Raw genomic sequence first — 16,065 nt, forward strand, 5'->3', positions numbered from 1 at the left:
GTGGTCGCGATGACCGAGGAAGCACCCGCCCGAGCAGCTGTGGGCGCCGCTGGCGAGGAGCTCGCCCAGCGATATCTCACCCACCGGGGGATGGTCCTGCTGGACCGCAACTGGCGCTGCCGTGAGGGTGAGATCGACCTCGTCCTGCGGGACGGTGACTGGATCGTCGTCTGTGAGGTGAAGACCCGCAGGAGCAGCAGCTTCGGCGACCCGCTGGAGGCGATCACGCGGGCGAAGCTCGCCCGGTTGCGGCGGCTGGCCGGATGCTGGCTCGCCGAGCACCCGATGGGAGTGCGTGGGGTGCGCCTCGACGTCGTGGGGCTGCTCCGCCACCCGGACGGCAGCTACCGGGTGGACCACCGCTCGGGGGTGGGGCAGTGAGCATCGGCGTGACCCGCGGCGTCGCCCTGCGCGGCATCGCCGGTCACCTCGTCGAGATCGAGTGCCACATCGGGCAGGGGCTGCCCACCTTCGACATCGGTGGGCTGCCGGACACCGCTCTGCGCCAGGCGCCGCAACGCGTGCGGGCCGCGACGATCTCCGCGGGGCACTCGCTGAACTCCCGGCAGCTGACGGTCAACCTCTCGCCGGCGGCGATCCCGAAGCACGGCACGGCCTTCGACCTCGGCATCGCCGTCGCGGCGCTCGCCGCGAGCGAGGCCGTCCCCCCGGCAGCCGTGCGACCGGTGGTCCACCTCGCCGAGCTCGGTCTCGACGGACGGCTGCGACACGTGACCGGGATCCTGCCGGCGGTGCTCGCCGCCCAGCGGGCCGGGTGCACCCACGTCGTCGTCTCCCCGGAGGACGTCGTCGAGGCCCGGCTCGTCGACGGGGTCACCGTGTGCACGGCCGCCACTCTCGGTGACCTCGTCGCGGCGTACCGCGGCCTGGCGAAGGGGGAGTCCCTGCCCCCGGCGGCGGTCGCTCCGGCCGGCGAGCCGGCCCCCCGGACCCGGGAGCTCGACCTGGCGGACGTCTCGGGTCAGCACGAGGCCCGGGCAGCCCTGACGCTCGCCGGGGCCGGCGGGCACCACATGCTCTTCAACGGACCTCCGGGGTCGGGCAAGACGATGCTCGCCGAGCGACTGGTGACGATCCTGCCGCCGCTCAGCCGGGAGCAGGCGCTGGAGAGTCTGGCGGTGCGCTCCCTCGTCGGTGCGGTGCCGTCCACGGGCATCGACCGGGTACCCCCCTTCGTCGCCCCGCACCACTCCGCGAGCGTGGCCGCGCTCGTCGGTGGCGGCACCGGGTCGGCCCTGCCGGGGGCGGTGTCCCAGGCCCATCAGGGGGTGTTGTTTCTCGACGAGGCGGCCGAGTTCGCCGGCTCCGTGCTCCAGGCGCTGCGTCAGCCGCTGGAGTCCGGACGCGTCGTCATCGCTCGGGCGCGGGAGCGGGTGACCTTCCCGGCCCGGGTGCAGCTCGTCCTCGCCGCCAACCCGTGCCCCTGTGGTGAGGGATTCGGCAAGGGGCTGGCCTGCCGCTGCCGGCCCACCGAGCGGCGCGCCTACGCCGCGCGGCTCAGCGGACCGCTCATGGACCGGGTGGACATCCAGGTGCAGGTGCCCAAGGTGAGCCTGGCCGACCTGAGCGAGGACCCTCCGGACTCGAGCGCCGCCGTCGCGGCGAGGGTGCTCCACGCCCGCGCGGCCCAGGCCGCACGATGGGGCCCGCACGGCTGGGTGCTCAACAGCCAGGTCCCCGGCCCGGTGCTGCGGCGTGCCCCCTGGCGGCTGCCCTCCGCGACGACGCGCCTGCTCGACCGTGCGCTGGACCTGGGGCAGGTGACCGTCCGTGGCTACGACCGGGTGCTGCGGCTGGCGTGGACCTCGGCGGACCTGCACGGGCGCAGCGCCCCGAGCCTCGATGACCTCGGGCTCGCCCTGATGTACCGCACGCAGGGCGCGGTGGCCGCATGAGCAGCAACCGACCGCGGGTGCCGACCCGGGCCGAGACCGGCCGGGCGCATGCCGAGGTCGGCTCGGACGAGCGGCGGGCACGGGTCGCCTGGTCCAGGGTGCTCGAGCCACGGCGTGAGCGGAGCGGGGAGGAGCCCTCGCTGCTGCACTCCCAGGTGGTCGCCCTCGGTCACGTCGAGGCGTGGCACCGACTCGTCGACGGTGACCTGCCGCGGTGCGCCAGCGCGCGGGCGCACGTCGCCGACGTCGATGTCGACGGGGAGCTGACCCGGGTGGCGCAGGTCGGCTCGCGGGTGGTCATCCCGGGCGACGCCGACTGGCCCGCGGCCTTCGACCACCCGGACATCTCGCCGCACCTCGTCCACGTCCGCGGAGACGCCTGCCTCGCCGATCTGGCACGACGGGCCGTCGCGGTCGTCGGGTCCCGAGCGAGCAGCGGGTACGGCGAGGCGATCGCCCGGGAGATGGGAGCCGGGCTCGCGCACCACGGGTGGACGACCGTCTCCGGTGCGGCCTACGGCATCGACGGGGCGGCCCACCTGGGGGCACTGGCCGTCGACGGTCCGGTCGTCGCGGTGCTCCCGTGCGGTCCGGAGCGGGCCTATCCCGAGGGGCACCGGCGCCTCATCGATGCGGTGGCGCAGGCCGGTGTCGTCGTGACCGAGCTCGCCACCGGGACCGTCGCCCGTCGGCACCGCTTCCTCGCACGCAACCGGCTCATCGCCGCGCTCGGTCAGGCCTGCGTCGTCGTCGAGGCCGGACTGAGATCCGGCTCGCTCAACACCGCGGGGTGGGCCGAGGCGCTGCACCGCCCGATCGGGGCGGTCCCGGGACCGGTGACCCAGATGTCCTCGGCCGGGTGCCACGAGTGGATCCGCCTCGAGCGCGCGATGCTCGTCACCGACACCGCCGAGGTCCTCGGGCTCGCGGCTCCCGTCGGGCAGGCGCCCGACGAGGTCGTCGAGCGGCTGGGGCCGGCGCGAGCACCGGACGTGCTCTCGAGCGCCCAGCGCCGCATCCACGATCTCCTGCGCGTGGGCGCCGGCGTCGACACCGCAACCCTGGCGACCGACCTCGTCGCCCCCGTCGAGGAGGTCATCGGTCAGCTGGCGCTGATGCAGCTCCAGGGGTGGGCGGTGCAGGACGACGCCGGGATGTGGCGCGATCCCGGACGATGAGGGTGCTCGGGTTGAGGTGGCCCCTGCGCCGACGCGGGGCCGATCAGAGCTCGCCCCCCGGGGTGGAGCCGCACGGCTCGCCGGGCGCTCGCGTGCCGGGTCCGCACGTCGGGTGACCGCCCGTGGCACGGTGGTCAGGTGAGCGCGGCGCCGACCCCCGAACCGTCCCCCGCACCTGCGTGGGTGGCGCGCTGCGTCGAGGACTTCGCCGACCACCTCTCGCGGGAGAGGGACCGGTCCGAGCACACGGTCCGGGCCTACGTCGGGGACGTGCGCGCGTGCCTGACCTGGTGCGCCGCGAACGGCAGCCACGGTCTGACCGACATCGACCTCGCCACCCTGCGTGCCTGGCTGGGCACCCTGGCCTCCGGGGGAGCGGCCCGCGCCACCCTCTCGCGACGCTCGGCGGCGGTACGGACGTTCTTCGCCTGGGCGCGTCGCTCCGGTCTCCTCGAGTCCGACCCCGCCCTGCGGCTGGCCTCGCCCAAGCGGGCGCGGACCCTTCCCGATGTGCTCACCCGTGAGGGAGCGACCGCGGTCCTCGACATCGCCGCCGTCGCCGCCGACGACGAGGACCCGATCCACCTGCGCAACCGGGCGATCCTCGAGCTGCTCTACGCCACCGGCATCCGGGTCGGGGAGCTCACGGGTCTCGACGTGGGCGACGTCGACCGCTCACACCGGATCGTGCGCGTCCTCGGCAAGGGGCGCAAGGAGCGCATGGTCCCCTTCGGCCAGCCGGCCGATGAGGCCGTGGCGACCTGGCTGGAGCACGGTCGCCCGGCCGTCCTCACGGGGGACTCCGGCCCCGCGCTCTTCCTCGGGCGACGTGGCCGCCGGGTCGACCCGCGCCAGGTCCGTGAGGTCGTGCACGCCCTGCTCAGGCACGTGCCCGACGCGCCGGACCTCGGTCCGCACGGTCTGCGGCACTCCGCCGCGACCCACCTGCTCGAGGGCGGCGCCGACCTGAGGATGGTCCAGGAGCTCCTCGGCCACGCCTCGCTGGCCACGACGCAGCTCTACACCCACGTCTCCCTCGATCGGCTGCGCCAGAGCTACCAGCAGGCGCACCCGCGGGCGTGATCACGAGAACGGCAGCAGGATCACCCGCCGGGCGCCGAAGAAGGGCAGCGGATCGAGGTAGTCGGGTCCCCGCTTCGCCCCCAGGTGCAGGCAGACGCGTGGCGTGCAGTGGCCGGATCCGGCGCCGATGTCACCGATGACCTCGCCGCGGCGCACGCGATCGCCGGCCGAGAGGTCGGAGTCCACCGGCTCGTAGGTGCTGCGGACGCCGTGGGCGTGGGTGATGCTCACCGTGCCCCGACCCGCGATGCGACCCCGGTGCGTCACGACGCCGTCGGCGACCGCGGTGACCTCCGCTCCCTTCGCCGTGCGCAGGTCGATGCCGCGGTGTCCCGGTCCCCATCGCTCGTGCGGTGCGTCGAAGGGGGCCTCGAGCCGCGGACGCTGCCCCTCGCCGACGGGCCACTCCCACCTCGCTCCGGTCGATGGGGGAGGCGACCCGAGGAGGTGGGCGACCAGGGCGAGGGCGATGAGCTGTGCTGCGGCCATGGGCGCCAGCCTGACGCTGCCGGGACGGTCGGTGGCCGGACGGGACCCGAGCGTGGACAGCGGTCCGTCGACCCGGGTGCTTGTGGATCAGCCGGTGTACGCAGCCAGGCGACGACAGCCCTCGTGCAGGACCGACTCCTGCTTGCAGAAGGCGAAGCGGACGAGGGTCGCGGTCGGCGCGGGGTCGTCGCAGAAGACCGACACGGGGACGGCGGCCACCCCGGTCGCAGCCGGGAGATCGAGGCACCAGGTCGCGGCATCGGTCACCCCGAGGGGGGCGGCGTCCGCGACCACGAAGTAGGTCCCCTCGCTGGGGCGCACGGAGAACCCGGACGCGGCCAGCCCGTCGACGAGGAGGTCGCGTCGTGCGCGCAGCGAGTCCGAGAGGTCGGTGAGCGGGGCCGGTCCCATCCGCAGCGCCGCCGCGACGGCGTGCTGCAGCGGGGAGGCGGTGGTGAAGGTGAGGAACTGCTTGACCACCCGGACCGCGCGGACCAGGTGCGCCGGGCCGCTGATCCAGCCCACCTTCCAGCCGGTGACCGAGAAGAACTTGCCCGCGGAACCGATCGTCAGGGTGCGCTCGTGCATTCCGGGCAGCGTCGCGATCGGCACGTGCGGGACGCCGTAGGTGAGGTGCTCGTAGACCTCGTCGCTGATGACCCATGCGTCGTGTCGGCGGGCCAGGTCGGCGACGAGCTCCAGCTCCTCGCGCGTGAAGACCTTGCCCGAGGGATTGTGCGGGGTGTTGAGCAGGACGACCTTCGTCCGGTCGGAGAAGGCAGCGGCGAGTCGGTCGGGATCCACCGTGAGGTCGGGGAAGGTCAACGGGACGGCGCGCTTGACCCCTGCCGCGAGGGCGATGCCTGCGGAGTAGCTGTCGTAGGAGGGCTCGAAGGTGACGACCTCGTCCCCGGGCTCGACGAGGCCGAGCAGGGCCGCGGCGATCGCCTCGGTCGCACCCGAGGTCACGAGGACCTCGTCGGACGGGTCGAGGAGGATGCCGTGGTGGCGCTGCTGGTGCTCGGCGATGGCTGCGCGCAGCCCGGGGATGCCGACCGACGGCGGATACTGGTTGTGACCGGCCGAGATCGCCTCCCGGGCGGCTTCGAGCACCTGGACCGGGCCGTCGGTGTCGGGGAACCCCTGCCCGAGGTTGACCGCATCGTGCTCGAGCGCGAGCGCGGACATCGTGGCGAAGATCGTCTCGCCGTAGGGGTGCATCCGGGTCACCAGTGGGTCGCTCATGACCCGACCCTATGAGTACCCGGACCGGGCCCGGGCGCTACGGCATCTCGAAGCCGAGGTCGTCCCGGATCGCGATGGTCGCGAGCGACAGGAGCAACCGGTCCCGCGGGTCGTCCAAGGATCGACCCGTGAGCTGCTCGATGCGTTTGATCCGGTACACGACCGTGTTGCGGTGACACATGAGGTCCTCGGCCGCTGCCGTGGCCGAGCCCCCGTGTCGCAGCGCCACGACGAGGGTCTCCAGCAGGGACTGCCGGGTCACGCCCGTCAGGCCCAGCAGCGGTTCGATGGCCTCCTCGACGATCAGGGCGCTCAGCTCGGGAGCGCTGGCCACCAGTGCCTCGGGCAGGCACTCGGTGATGTCCGCGACCGAGTGCGAGCCCCGCGGCAGGGAACTGGCCGCGGCGAGAGCGTGGGTGTGGGCGGCGACCACCCCGGCCAGCCCGTGCCGGCAGGCGGCGGTGCCGACCTGACCGCGGACGGAGCGCGCCATGACCGCACGCACCCGCGCCTGCTCCCCGGGGACAGCGGCCGCCAGGCCCACCGCGTACTCGCCGTGGACGCGCCACCATGCCTGCACTCCGGCGTTCTGGAGGCGCTCGCGCACCACGGCGACGGAGGGGAGGGGCTCCTCGGGCAGCCACACGAGGCACATCAGTGCCGAGTCCGCGGTCAGGCCCAGCACATGGCGAGCCTCGGCGGCGAACTGCGGATCCGAGCCCATCCCGCGCAGCAGACCGTCCAGCACCCTGGCTGCCTGCGCCGGGTCGCCACTTTCGAGGACGAGCTCCTCCCGGCGGTGGCTTTCCCGGAGGGTGTGGCTCTGCACGTCGAGGTCGCTCCAGAGGACCTGACCGGCATGCAGCAGGACCGAGGCGGGCACGTCCAGCTCCTGACCCACCTCGAGCAGCGCGTCCCAGAGCCGGCGCGTGCCGTAGCTGTAGGCGGAGAGCACGACGGCCACGGGGATCCCCTGCTGGGCCCGCCGGCGCCCGGTCTCCCGCCACAGGTCGACGGCCCGTCGGCTGGAGTCGGGGCGACCGGCCATCCGCTCGATCCCACGTTGGATGTGGGCCCGGGTGCTCGCCCGGAGCTCGGCGCTGACCTGTCGTCCGTCCCCGTACCAGGTCCGTTCAACATCCAGCAGGTGGTCGGTGATGGCGTCAGCGATGTGGTTCGACCGGGGCAGGAGAGCGGCGAAGGCGTCCGCGATCTGCGCCTGCTCCGCGGGACTCAACGCCGGTTGCCCGGCTCGGTCGTCTGGTCGGGGTGGTCCGACATCCTGCTGCGACATACGACCCAGTCCTCGGTACGGCATGAACCTGAACAGACTAACAAGTGTCATGCAGCACAACGGGGTTTGTGCACCGCGTCCATGGAGTGACGCGGCCTTCTCGGTCAGAGTCGTCACACCCGCACACCGTGGTGCGGGCCCCTCGAGGAAGGATGCCGTGTGCCGGTGCCACCCACGCAACCCGTGCTCGCGATGGACGGGGTCGTCGTCCGCTTCGGCGGTGTCGTCGCCCTGGACGGAGTCCACCTGGAGGTCGACCCCGGCGAGGTGCTCGGGGTCATCGGCCCCAACGGTGCGGGTAAGACGACCCTGTTCAACGTCGCCTGCGGGTTCGTGCCGCCGACCGAGGGCCGGCTCTCCTTCGAGGGCGCCGATGTGACCGGGTGGCAACCGCACCATCTCGTCGATCACGGGGTGGCGAGGTCCTTGCAGGGCCTGGGCCTGTTCGACCGGCTCAGCGTCGTGGACAACGTGCTCGTGGGGGGCGACCGCCACGCCAAGAAGGGGTTCCTCTCCTCGCTCCTGGCGACGCCGGCCGCGACCAGGGATGAGGCGGCCCTGCGGGAACGGGCCATGGAGGTCCTCGAACGACTGGACATCGGCCACCGGGCCGAGGAGACGGTCGGCAGTCTGCCCTACCCGCTGCGCAAGCGGGTGGCACTCGCCCGGGCCCTCGTGTCCGAGCCTCGACTGCTGCTCCTCGACGAACCCGCCGCGGGTCTGTCCGAGAGCGAGATGAGTGAGCTGGGGGACATCATCTCCGGCCTCGCGGGGGAGATGTCGGTGATGCTCGTGGAGCACCACATGGATCTCGTGATGCGCGTGTGCCACCGGCTGACCGTTCTCGACTTCGGTCGGGTCATCGCGACCGGCTCTCCGGATCAGGTGCGCAACGACCCGGCCGTGCTCGAGGCCTATCTGGGTGCTGCCGTCGAGGAAACCCCGACGAAGGAGCCCAACGGTGCTTGAACTGCGTGGGGTGACGAGCCGATACGGCCCGGTCACCGCTCTCGACAATGTCGACCTCGTCGCCGAGGAGGGGCGGGTCACGTCGGTCCTGGGGGCCAACGGTGCCGGCAAGACGACCCTCCTGCGCACCGTCTCGGGACTGCACCGTGCTGACTCGGGGACCATCCGCTTCGACGGCCAGGACATCACCAAGCTGTCGCCGGACCGGATGGCCCGGGCGGGTCTGGCGCACGTCCCCGAGGGGCGTGGGGTGATCACCGAGCTCACCGTCCGCGAGAACCTCCGGCTCGGCGCGCTGGGCCGGTCGACGCACCGCGAGGCGGTGTCCCTGGACGAGGTCGTCGATCTCTTCCCCATCCTCGGGGAACGCTCGCACGCGCTGGCGCACACCCTCTCCGGCGGGGAGCGGCAGATGCTCGTCATCGCCCGGGCCCTGCTCGCCACCCCGAAGATGCTCCTGCTCGACGAGCCGAGCCTGGGTCTCGCGCCACGCATCAGCGCACAGATCTTCGGCGTCATCCGTCTGCTGGTCGAGGAGCACGGCCTGTCGGTCCTGCTCGTCGAGCAGAACGCGCGGAGCGCGCTGTCCATCGCCGACCTCGGGGTGGTCCTCGGACTCGGCAAGGTCGTGGCCTGCGACTCCGCCGAGGTGCTCAGTGGCGACGAGAACCTGCGCCACGCCTACCTGGGTTACTGACAAGGAGTCCCCGTGCAACTCATCAACACCGTCCTGGGCGGGCTCTCGCTGGGCATGATCTACGCCGCCTTCGCCCTGGCGCTCGTGCTCATCTGGCAGTCCACGAGGATCGTCAACTTCGCCCAGGCCCCGATGGCGATGATCACGACCTTCATCGCCCTCTACCTCATCGATTCCGGCTACAACTACTGGGTCGGGTTCTTTGCCGCCCTCGTCTGCGGCCTGATCCTCGGCGCACTGGTCGAGCGCCTGATCATCCGGCACGTCGACCACGACAACCACATCAACCCGGTGATCCTCACGCTGGGGCTGTTCATCGTGCTCCACGCGCTCGCCGCGATCATCTTCGGCAGCGACTTCCGTTCGTTCCCAGCGGGGTTCAGCCTGCGGGGCGTGGAGGTGGGGGGGAGGACCCTGGCGCTCACCCCCTTCAGCATCTTCACCATCCTCGTCGTGGTCGTGGTGATGGCCCTGCTGCGGCTGCTCTTCCTCAGGACGAACCTCGGCCTCACCATGCGGGCGGCGGCCTTCAACCAGGAGGTCGCCCGGATCCTCGGGGTGCGGGTCAACCGGACCCTCACCCTCGGCTGGGCCCTGGCGGCCATGGTCGGTTCGCTGTCCGGGCTGCTCATCGCGGGCGGTGGTCTCATCCACCCGGGCTACATGGACGGGGTCGTCGTGTACGGCTTCGTCGCCGCGGTGCTCGGCGGGCTCGACAGTCCGGCGGGTGCCGTCGTCGGTGGTCTCATCATGGGCGTCGTGCTCTCGCTCGTCAGCGGCTACCTCGGATCCGGACTGGTTCCCCTGGCCGCCCTCATCGTGCTGATGATCGTCCTGCTCGTGCGGCCGGGCGGGCTGTTCTCCACCACGAAGGAAAGGACGGTCTGATGACTCGACTCCAGGGCTCTCCCGTGCTGCGGCGCGTGCTGGTCGCCGTCGCCCTCCTCATCGTCTCGATCTTCGTCATCGATCTCCTGTCCGACTTCCGACAGGGGCAGGTCGCCTCGGTCGCCTACCTGGCGATCGCCGCCGGAGGCCTGAGCGTGCTCACCGGGATCAACGGCCAGCTCTCGCTCGGCCACGGCGCCTTCATGGCCATCGGCGCCTACACGACGGCGAAGCTCGTCGAGGACGGACGTGAGGTGCCGCTCCTGCTGCTCCTGGTGGCCGCCGTCGTCATGGCCCTCGTCGTCGGAGGGGTCGTGGGGGTCGCGGCAGCCCGTTTGCGCGGGCCCTACGTCGCGGGCGCCACCCTGGCCCTCGCGGTCGCGGTGCCCTCGCTCGCCATCCACTTCCGCACCACCCTCGGGGGCGAGCCGGGGTTGCGGGTGTCCGCTCCGGAGATCCCACAGGTCGCCGACGACGCCCTCTTCTTCCTCACGGGGACCGAGATCGGGACGATGCAGTGGCTGGCCACCGTGTCGACGGCCTGCCTGATCCTCACCTTCTTCCTGCTGCGCAACCTCTCCCAGTCGAGGGTGGGGCGGCAGTGGCGCGCCGTGCGCGACGACCCCGTCGCGGCACAGCTCGCCGGGATCAACCTCGGGCGCAACCGGGTCGGCTGCTTCGTCGTCAGCGCGGCCTGCGCCGGTCTGGCCGGTGCGCTCATGGCGCTCGTCACCAGGGTCGCGGCGCCCAGCGGCTTCACCCTCATCCTGTCGCTGACCCTGATCATGGCGGTCGTCCTCGGCGGACTCGGCACCCTCAGCGGTGCGCTGTTCGGGGCCGCGCTGCTCACGCTCCTGCCCACCTACGTGACGAATGTCGGCTCGGGGCTGGGGCTGACGGACCTGCAGTCCGCCGAGCTCGCCCCCCTGGTGCTCGGGCTGACGACGATGGCCGTCGTGCTGCTGGCACCGGCGGGGCTCGTCGGCTCCCTGGCCCCCCTGCTCCGTCGAGCGCGACCCCGCGCCCGATGATCCGCCCATCCACCACCACGAGGAGAAGACCATGAACAGAGTTCGACTGCGGGCAGCGGTGGCCGCTGGCACCGCTGCGCTCGTGCTCGCCGGCTGCGGAGCCGGGGGACGCGACTCCGGCGGAAGTGAGGGTGCCGAGGGTGACACCACCGGGATCACCGACTCGACGATCAGCATCGGCACCCACATGCCGTTGACCGGGGTGGCTGCTCCGGGCTACTCGGAGATCAACACCGGGATGAAGGCCTACTTCGAGCACGTCAACGAGCAGGGCGGCGTCCACGGCCGTGACATCGAGCTGTCGGTCAAGGACGACGGCTACAACCCGACGAACACGTCCAAGGTCATCGATGAGCTCGTGCTCAAGGACGAGGTCTTCGCGATCCTCGGTGGCCTGGGCACGCCCACGCACAGCGCGGTGGTCGACTTCCTCAACCAGGAGGAGGTCCCCGACCTCTTCGTCTCCTCCGGCGCCCAGCTGTGGGGCGACGACCCGAAGGAGCGCCCGTGGACCTTCGGCTGGCAGCCGGACTACGAGATCGAGGGCAAGATCATGGGCGAGTGGATCAAGGAGAACGAGCCGGACGCCAAGGTCGGGCTCTTCCTCCAGGGCGACGAGCTCGGGGAGGACGGCGAGAGTGGCCTGCGCACGTACATCGACGACCAGATCGTCGAGCGGGTCGAGTACTCCTCGGGGAACACCGATGTGGGTCCGCAGATCGCCAAGCTCAAGGCATCCGGTGCGGACCTCATCGTCGGCTTCAACACCCCGAGCTACACCGCGCTGAGCCAGCTCGTCGCCCAGAAGCTCAACTACGAGCCGACCTGGATGTACACCAATGTCGGTTCCGACCCGAAGCTCGCCGGCAGCCTCCTCTCGAAGTTCTCGGAGGGCCAGGTCAAGGGCGGCGGCGCCCTCGACGGCGTGATGACGACCGAGTACATCCCCGGTGTGGGCGAGGACAGCCCGTGGGTCGACCTGTGGCAGCAGGTCTGGGACGAGCAGGGCGGCAAGGGTGAGCTGACGAACTACCGGATCTACGGCATGTCGATGGCCTACCTCTTCGTCTCGGCGCTGGAGGCCTCGGGCGAGGACCTCACGCGGGAGCGCATCGTCGAGGTCATCGAGAAGGACGCCCAGAACTGGCCCGGCCCGCACCTGGCTCCGTTCCGCTACTCCGAGGACTCCCACCTCGGGATCTCCGGCATGCGCCTCGTGGAGATCACCGGTCAGAAGACCGATCCGCTGACGGACGTGCTCGTGACCGACCTCGGTGACGCGGAGATCACCAAGGACCCGGACAGCGCGGCCAAGGCCGAGCCCGGCAAGAACGGCATGCCGGAGGTCGAGGTCCTCGAGTGACGGCTGCCGGCTGATCGGGTCGTGGGCGGGCTCCCCGGTGGATACCCCGGCGAAGGGGGAGCCCGCCCACCCCCTTCGTGGTTGTGTGAGGAGGATTTCCTCCCGTCGTCCGCGTGGCCCTAAGATGGAGGACACATCCAGTCTGTCTGGATGAATTCGCGTGTTCCTTCACCGGGTGACGAGTTCCGACTCCGAATCCGGGGCGCACCACGGCAGTCCCGATCTCCTGATCGGGCGGGGTGGGTCGGAGCACCAGGAGCCAACTGACAACCACGACGAAAGGACTTCGGCATGGCCGTCGTCACCATGCGCCAGCTCCTCGAGAGCGGCGTCCACTTCGGGCACCAGACCCGCCGGTGGAACCCGAAGATGAAGCGCTTCATCATGACCGAGCGCAATGGCATCTACATCATCGACCTGCAGCAGTCGCTGACCTACATCAACGACGCCTACGAGTTCGTCAAGCAGACCGTCTCCCACGGGGGGACGATCCTCTTCGTCGGCACGAAGAAGCAGGCCCAGGAGCCGATCGCCGAGCAGGCGACGCGCGTCGGGATGCCCTACGTCAACCACCGCTGGCTCGGTGGCATGCTCACGAACTTCCAGACGATCTCCAAGCGCCTCACGCGCATGAAGGAACTCGAGGAGCTCGACTTCGACACCGTCGCCGGCTCCGGCTACACGAAGAAGGAGCTCCTCATCCTTCGCCGTGAGAAGGACAAGCTGGAGAAGACCCTCGGTGGTATCCGCGACATGGCGAAGGTCCCCTCCGCCGTGTGGATCGTCGACACCAAGAAGGAGCACCTCGCGGTCGACGAGGCCCGCAAGCTCGGCCTCCCGGTCATCGCGATCCTCGACACCAACTGCGACCCCGACGAGGTCGACTACAAGATCCCCGGCAACGACGACGCCATCCGCTCCGTCACCCTGCTGACCCGCGTCGTCGCCGACGCGGTCGCCGACGGGCTCATGGCACGAGGTGGCGGCAACGCGACCGAGGGCGCGTCCGCCGAGGCCGAGCCGATGGCCGAGTGGGAGCGCGAGCTCCTCGCCGGCGAGGGCGAGACCGCCACCGCCGTCGAGAAGGCCCCCGCTGCCGCCGTCCCCGATGCCGAGACCCAGGCCGCTGCCACCGAGGCCGCTGCCGAGGTGCCGGCCACCGAGGCTCCCGTCGAAACGCAGACCCCGGCCGAGACCGCTGCGTCGGACCAGACCGCGACCTCCCCCGAGACTGCTCCCGCCACCCCGGCAGCAGACACCCCCGAGGCCTGAGTCCACCACTCACTCACTTCCGCGAAGGAGAACGGCACACACATGGCGAACTACACCGCCGCTGACATCAAGGAGCTGCGCGAGCGCACCGGCGCCGGCATGCTCGACGTGAAGAAGGCGCTCGACGAGGCCGAGGGTGACCAGGCCAAGGCCACCGAGGTCCTGCGCATCAAGGGCCTCAAGGGCGTCACCAAGCGCGAAGGGCGGACCGCCTCCAACGGACTCGTGGTCGCCCGGGCCGAGACCGGCGTGGGCACCCTCGTCGAGGTCCTCTGCGAGACCGACTTCGTCGCCAAGAGCGAGCCCTTCGGCGCCCTCGCCGAGCAGGTCCTCGCCGCGGCCGTCGAGGCGAAGGCGTCCACCGCGGACGAGCTCCTCGCCGCACCGGTCGACGGCAAGAGCGTCAAGGAGCTCCTCGACGACGCCAACGCCACCATCGGCGAGAAGATCGAGGTCAAGCGGGTCGCCCGTGTCGAGGCCCCCACGGTCTCGGCGTACCTGCACAAGACCAGCCCCGACCTGCCGGCGCAGATCGGTGTCCTCCTCGGAGCCGAGGGTGGCGACGACCAGGTGGCTCGTGACGTCGCGATGCACATCGCCGCGTTCAGCCCCTCCGTCCTCACCCGCGACGACATCGACGCGGAGACGGTCGCCAACGAGCGTCGCATCGCCGAGGAGACGGCCAAGGAGGAGGGCAAGCCCGAGGCAGCCCTGCCGAAGATCGTCGAGGGTCGCGTCAACGGCTTCTTCAAGGAGAACGTCCTGCTGGACCAGCCCTTCGCCAAGGACTCGAAGAAGTCCGTCGGCACGGTCCTCGAGGAGGCCGGTGCGAGCGCCACGCAGTTCGCGCGCTTCCGCGTCGGTTCCTGACCCACGCTGCACCCCACGAAGGGGGCCGCACCCGTTCGCCGGGTGCGGCCCCCTTCGTCGTGCTCGCCGAGGAGTCGGCCACTGACCGCGGTCAGTGGCCCGCCTCGCCGCCGATGAAGTTGGCGCACTTCTGCTCGTCCTGGACCCCGTCCGGGAACATCTGGTCCAGCGTCGGTTGGTCGATCTGCGCACAGGACCCGGTGGCCGGTGCGGGGGCGGAGGCCGAGGTGGTGGGCGTCGGTGCGGACGTGGGTGCGTGGGCGATGATCTCGCCGCCCGCCTGGGTGCGGCAGGTCGAGGCCCGGCCCGGTGCCTGGGAGGAGGAGCTGTTGCAGTTCCACTCGCCGATGTCGACGTATCCGCCACTGCCCTGGGGAGGGGACGGGGGATTCGTGTAATAGCGGGTCAGCAGGTCGACGGCAAAGGTGCAGTCGACGTCCCCGGAGATGATCTCGACCGTCGCCCGGTCACCGATGGCCGTCGTGACCTGTGTGCAGCGCTGCGGGCCGACGGCGGCGGCTGCGGTGGTGGCCGTGGTGCTGGGTGGGCTCGTCGTGGTCGTGGTCGCGGTCGTGGGCGCCGAGGTCGAGGCGCTCGTCGAGCTGGGGGTCGTCGAGCTGGTGGTACTCGTGCTGGTGCTGCTCGTGCTGGTGGTGTGTGTCCGCGACAGGGTGCTCGTCGAGCTCCTGGTGGAGGAGGAGCTGGGCGTGCTGGTCGAGGAGGTGGACTCGGCGGACGAGGAGGACGTGGCGGCCTCGGTCGATCCGGAGCCACCACAGCCGGCGAGCACCAGAGCGGCGGCGAGCAAGGGGGCGGTCGTCCCGAGACGGAGGGTCGTGGGTGCCATGCCGAGCTCCTCGCTGAGTGGAGCACCCAGATTAGTGACGGGCGTCCCGGGCGACAAGGGCCGGGTCCACGGGCGGGGTCTTCGCAGCGCCCGTACCTGTGGAAGGATCGGGCAAAACCATCTGCCCGACCCAGGGAGCGCCCACGTGACCGACCAGACCACACCCCCGCCCCGCCGCAGGGTCCTGCTCAAGCTGTCCGGCGAGGCCTTCGGCGGCGGCAAGGTCGGGGTGTCCCCGGACGTCGTCCGCGGCATCGCCGATCAGATCGCCACCGCCGTGCGAGAGGGCATCGAGGTCGCGATCGTCGTCGGTGGCGGCAACTTCTTCCGCGGCAAGCAGCTGCAGGAGCAGGGCATGGACCGCACGCGTGCCGACTACATGGGGATGCTCGGGACCGTGATGAACTGCCTGGCCCTGCAGGACTTCCTCGAGGACGCGGGCATCGACACCCGGGTTCAGACCGCGATCACCATGGGTCAGGTCGCCGAGGCCTACATCCCGCGGCGGGCGATCCGGCACCTCGAGAAGGGCCGCGTCGTGATCTTCGGTGCCGGAGCGGGGATGCCCTTCTTCTCCACCGACACGGTGAGCGCCCAGCGCGCCCTCGAGATCAAGTGCGACGCCGTCCTCGTGTCGAAGAACGGCGTCGACGGGGTCTACGACTCCGACCCGCGCAGCAACCCCGATGCCCTCAGGCTCGACCGGCTGACCTACGAGCAGGCCCTCCAGCAGGACCTCAAGGTCGTCGACGCCGCGGCCTTCAGCCTGTGCCGTGAGAACGGCCTGCCGATGCTCGTCTTCGGTATGGAGGGCGAGGGCAACATCACCCGTGCCCTGCTCGGCGAGCCGATCGGCACCCTCGTCACCGCCGGAGTGACACACTGAGCCCAGCCCCAGCGTCCCTGACGCGCACCGCCCGTTG

16 protein-coding genes are annotated in these 16,065 nt (G+C 71.2%); 12 read left to right on the forward strand and 4 right to left on the reverse strand.

From position 1 onward, the window contains the following. Nucleotides 1–9 precede the first annotated feature (9 nt). The 4 genes from ACR9E9_RS08165 to ACR9E9_RS08180 all read left to right on the forward strand — a co-directional run bounded on the left by ACR9E9_RS08165 (nucleotide 10) and on the right by ACR9E9_RS08180 (nucleotide 4,177). Nucleotides 10–381 carry a YraN family protein gene (locus ACR9E9_RS08165; protein ID WP_435203479.1) on the forward strand — a complete coding sequence of 124 codons (372 nt, stop codon included), beginning with the start codon at nucleotides 10–12 and terminating at the stop codon, nucleotides 379–381. Further along, entirely contained in the window at nucleotides 378–1,916 is a 1,539-nt protein-coding gene (locus ACR9E9_RS08170; protein ID WP_435203481.1) for a YifB family Mg chelatase-like AAA ATPase, read from the forward strand. Before ACR9E9_RS08165 ends, ACR9E9_RS08170 begins: the two co-directional genes overlap by 4 nt. After that, a complete protein-coding gene (locus tag ACR9E9_RS08175; RefSeq protein WP_435203483.1) occupies nucleotides 1,913–3,094 on the forward strand; it encodes a DNA-processing protein DprA in 1,182 nt (393 codons plus the stop codon). The genes ACR9E9_RS08170 and ACR9E9_RS08175 overlap by 4 nt, the downstream gene beginning before the upstream one ends. 138 nt (nucleotides 3,095–3,232) lie before the next feature. Then, nucleotides 3,233–4,177, forward strand: coding sequence for a tyrosine recombinase XerC (locus ACR9E9_RS08180; protein WP_435203485.1), 945 nt, complete (start codon nucleotides 3,233–3,235; stop codon nucleotides 4,175–4,177). On the opposite strand, the gene ACR9E9_RS08185 is transcribed toward ACR9E9_RS08180, so the two are convergent. The 3 genes from ACR9E9_RS08185 to ACR9E9_RS08195 all read right to left on the reverse strand — a co-directional run bounded on the left by ACR9E9_RS08185 (nucleotide 4,178) and on the right by ACR9E9_RS08195 (nucleotide 7,205). Continuing rightward, entirely contained in the window at nucleotides 4,178–4,666 is a 489-nt protein-coding gene (locus ACR9E9_RS08185) for a murein hydrolase activator EnvC family protein (protein WP_435203487.1), read from the reverse strand. It lies immediately after the preceding gene. Between the two features lie 87 nt (nucleotides 4,667–4,753). Continuing rightward, nucleotides 4,754–5,911, reverse strand: coding sequence for a pyridoxal phosphate-dependent aminotransferase (locus tag ACR9E9_RS08190; RefSeq protein WP_435203489.1), 1,158 nt, complete (start codon nucleotides 5,909–5,911; stop codon nucleotides 4,754–4,756). A 37-nt stretch (nucleotides 5,912–5,948) separates the two neighbouring features. Next, nucleotides 5,949–7,205, reverse strand: coding sequence for a PucR family transcriptional regulator (locus ACR9E9_RS08195; RefSeq protein WP_435203491.1), 1,257 nt, complete (start codon nucleotides 7,203–7,205; stop codon nucleotides 5,949–5,951). Nucleotides 7,206–7,364: 159 nt separating this feature from the next. On the opposite strand from ACR9E9_RS08195, the gene ACR9E9_RS08200 reads away from it, so the two are divergent. The 7 genes from ACR9E9_RS08200 (at nucleotide 7,365) to tsf (ending at nucleotide 14,295) form a co-directional block, all read left to right on the forward strand. Next, nucleotides 7,365–8,174, forward strand: a complete 810-nt coding sequence (locus ACR9E9_RS08200) for an ABC transporter ATP-binding protein (RefSeq protein ID WP_435203493.1) — start codon at nucleotides 7,365–7,367, stop codon at nucleotides 8,172–8,174. Further along, nucleotides 8,167–8,871: an ABC transporter ATP-binding protein gene (locus ACR9E9_RS08205; RefSeq protein ID WP_435203495.1), complete on the forward strand. Its 705-nt coding sequence runs from the start codon at nucleotides 8,167–8,169 to the stop codon at nucleotides 8,869–8,871. The genes ACR9E9_RS08200 and ACR9E9_RS08205 overlap by 8 nt, the downstream gene beginning before the upstream one ends. A 12-nt stretch (nucleotides 8,872–8,883) precedes the next feature. Continuing rightward, complete coding sequence (locus ACR9E9_RS08210; protein WP_435203497.1) at nucleotides 8,884–9,759, forward strand: branched-chain amino acid ABC transporter permease; 876 nt, start codon at nucleotides 8,884–8,886, stop codon at nucleotides 9,757–9,759. Continuing rightward, nucleotides 9,759–10,790 (forward strand): branched-chain amino acid ABC transporter permease, encoded by a 1,032-nt coding sequence (locus tag ACR9E9_RS08215; RefSeq protein WP_435203499.1) that lies wholly within the window; start codon nucleotides 9,759–9,761, stop codon nucleotides 10,788–10,790. The genes ACR9E9_RS08210 and ACR9E9_RS08215 overlap by 1 nt, the downstream gene beginning before the upstream one ends. 31 nt (nucleotides 10,791–10,821) lie before the next feature. Next, nucleotides 10,822–12,153 carry an ABC transporter substrate-binding protein gene (locus ACR9E9_RS08220; protein WP_435203501.1) on the forward strand — a complete coding sequence of 444 codons (1,332 nt, stop codon included), beginning with the start codon at nucleotides 10,822–10,824 and terminating at the stop codon, nucleotides 12,151–12,153. Nucleotides 12,154–12,444: 291 nt separating this feature from the next. Further along, the gene (rpsB, locus tag ACR9E9_RS08225; protein ID WP_435203503.1) at nucleotides 12,445–13,425 is read left to right on the forward strand and encodes a 30S ribosomal protein S2; all 981 of its coding nucleotides are present in this window, start codon (nucleotides 12,445–12,447) and stop codon (nucleotides 13,423–13,425) included. Nucleotides 13,426–13,467: 42 nt separating this feature from the next. After that, entirely contained in the window at nucleotides 13,468–14,295 is an 828-nt protein-coding gene (gene tsf / locus ACR9E9_RS08230) for a translation elongation factor Ts (protein WP_435203505.1), read from the forward strand. Nucleotides 14,296–14,386: 91 nt separating this feature from the next. Here tsf and ACR9E9_RS08235 read toward each other — a convergent pair whose 3' ends face one another. Next, nucleotides 14,387–15,142, reverse strand: a complete 756-nt coding sequence (locus tag ACR9E9_RS08235; RefSeq protein WP_435203507.1) for a hypothetical protein — start codon at nucleotides 15,140–15,142, stop codon at nucleotides 14,387–14,389. A 145-nt stretch (nucleotides 15,143–15,287) separates the two neighbouring features. On the opposite strand from ACR9E9_RS08235, the gene pyrH reads away from it, so the two are divergent. Next, nucleotides 15,288–16,028 (forward strand): UMP kinase, encoded by a 741-nt coding sequence (gene pyrH / locus ACR9E9_RS08240; protein ID WP_435203509.1) that lies wholly within the window; start codon nucleotides 15,288–15,290, stop codon nucleotides 16,026–16,028. The last annotated feature ends 37 nt before the right edge of the window (nucleotides 16,029–16,065 follow it).

The sequence above is a fragment of the Janibacter sp. GS2 genome, assembly GCF_051200835.1.
Lineage (GTDB): Bacteria > Actinomycetota > Actinomycetes > Actinomycetales > Dermatophilaceae > Janibacter.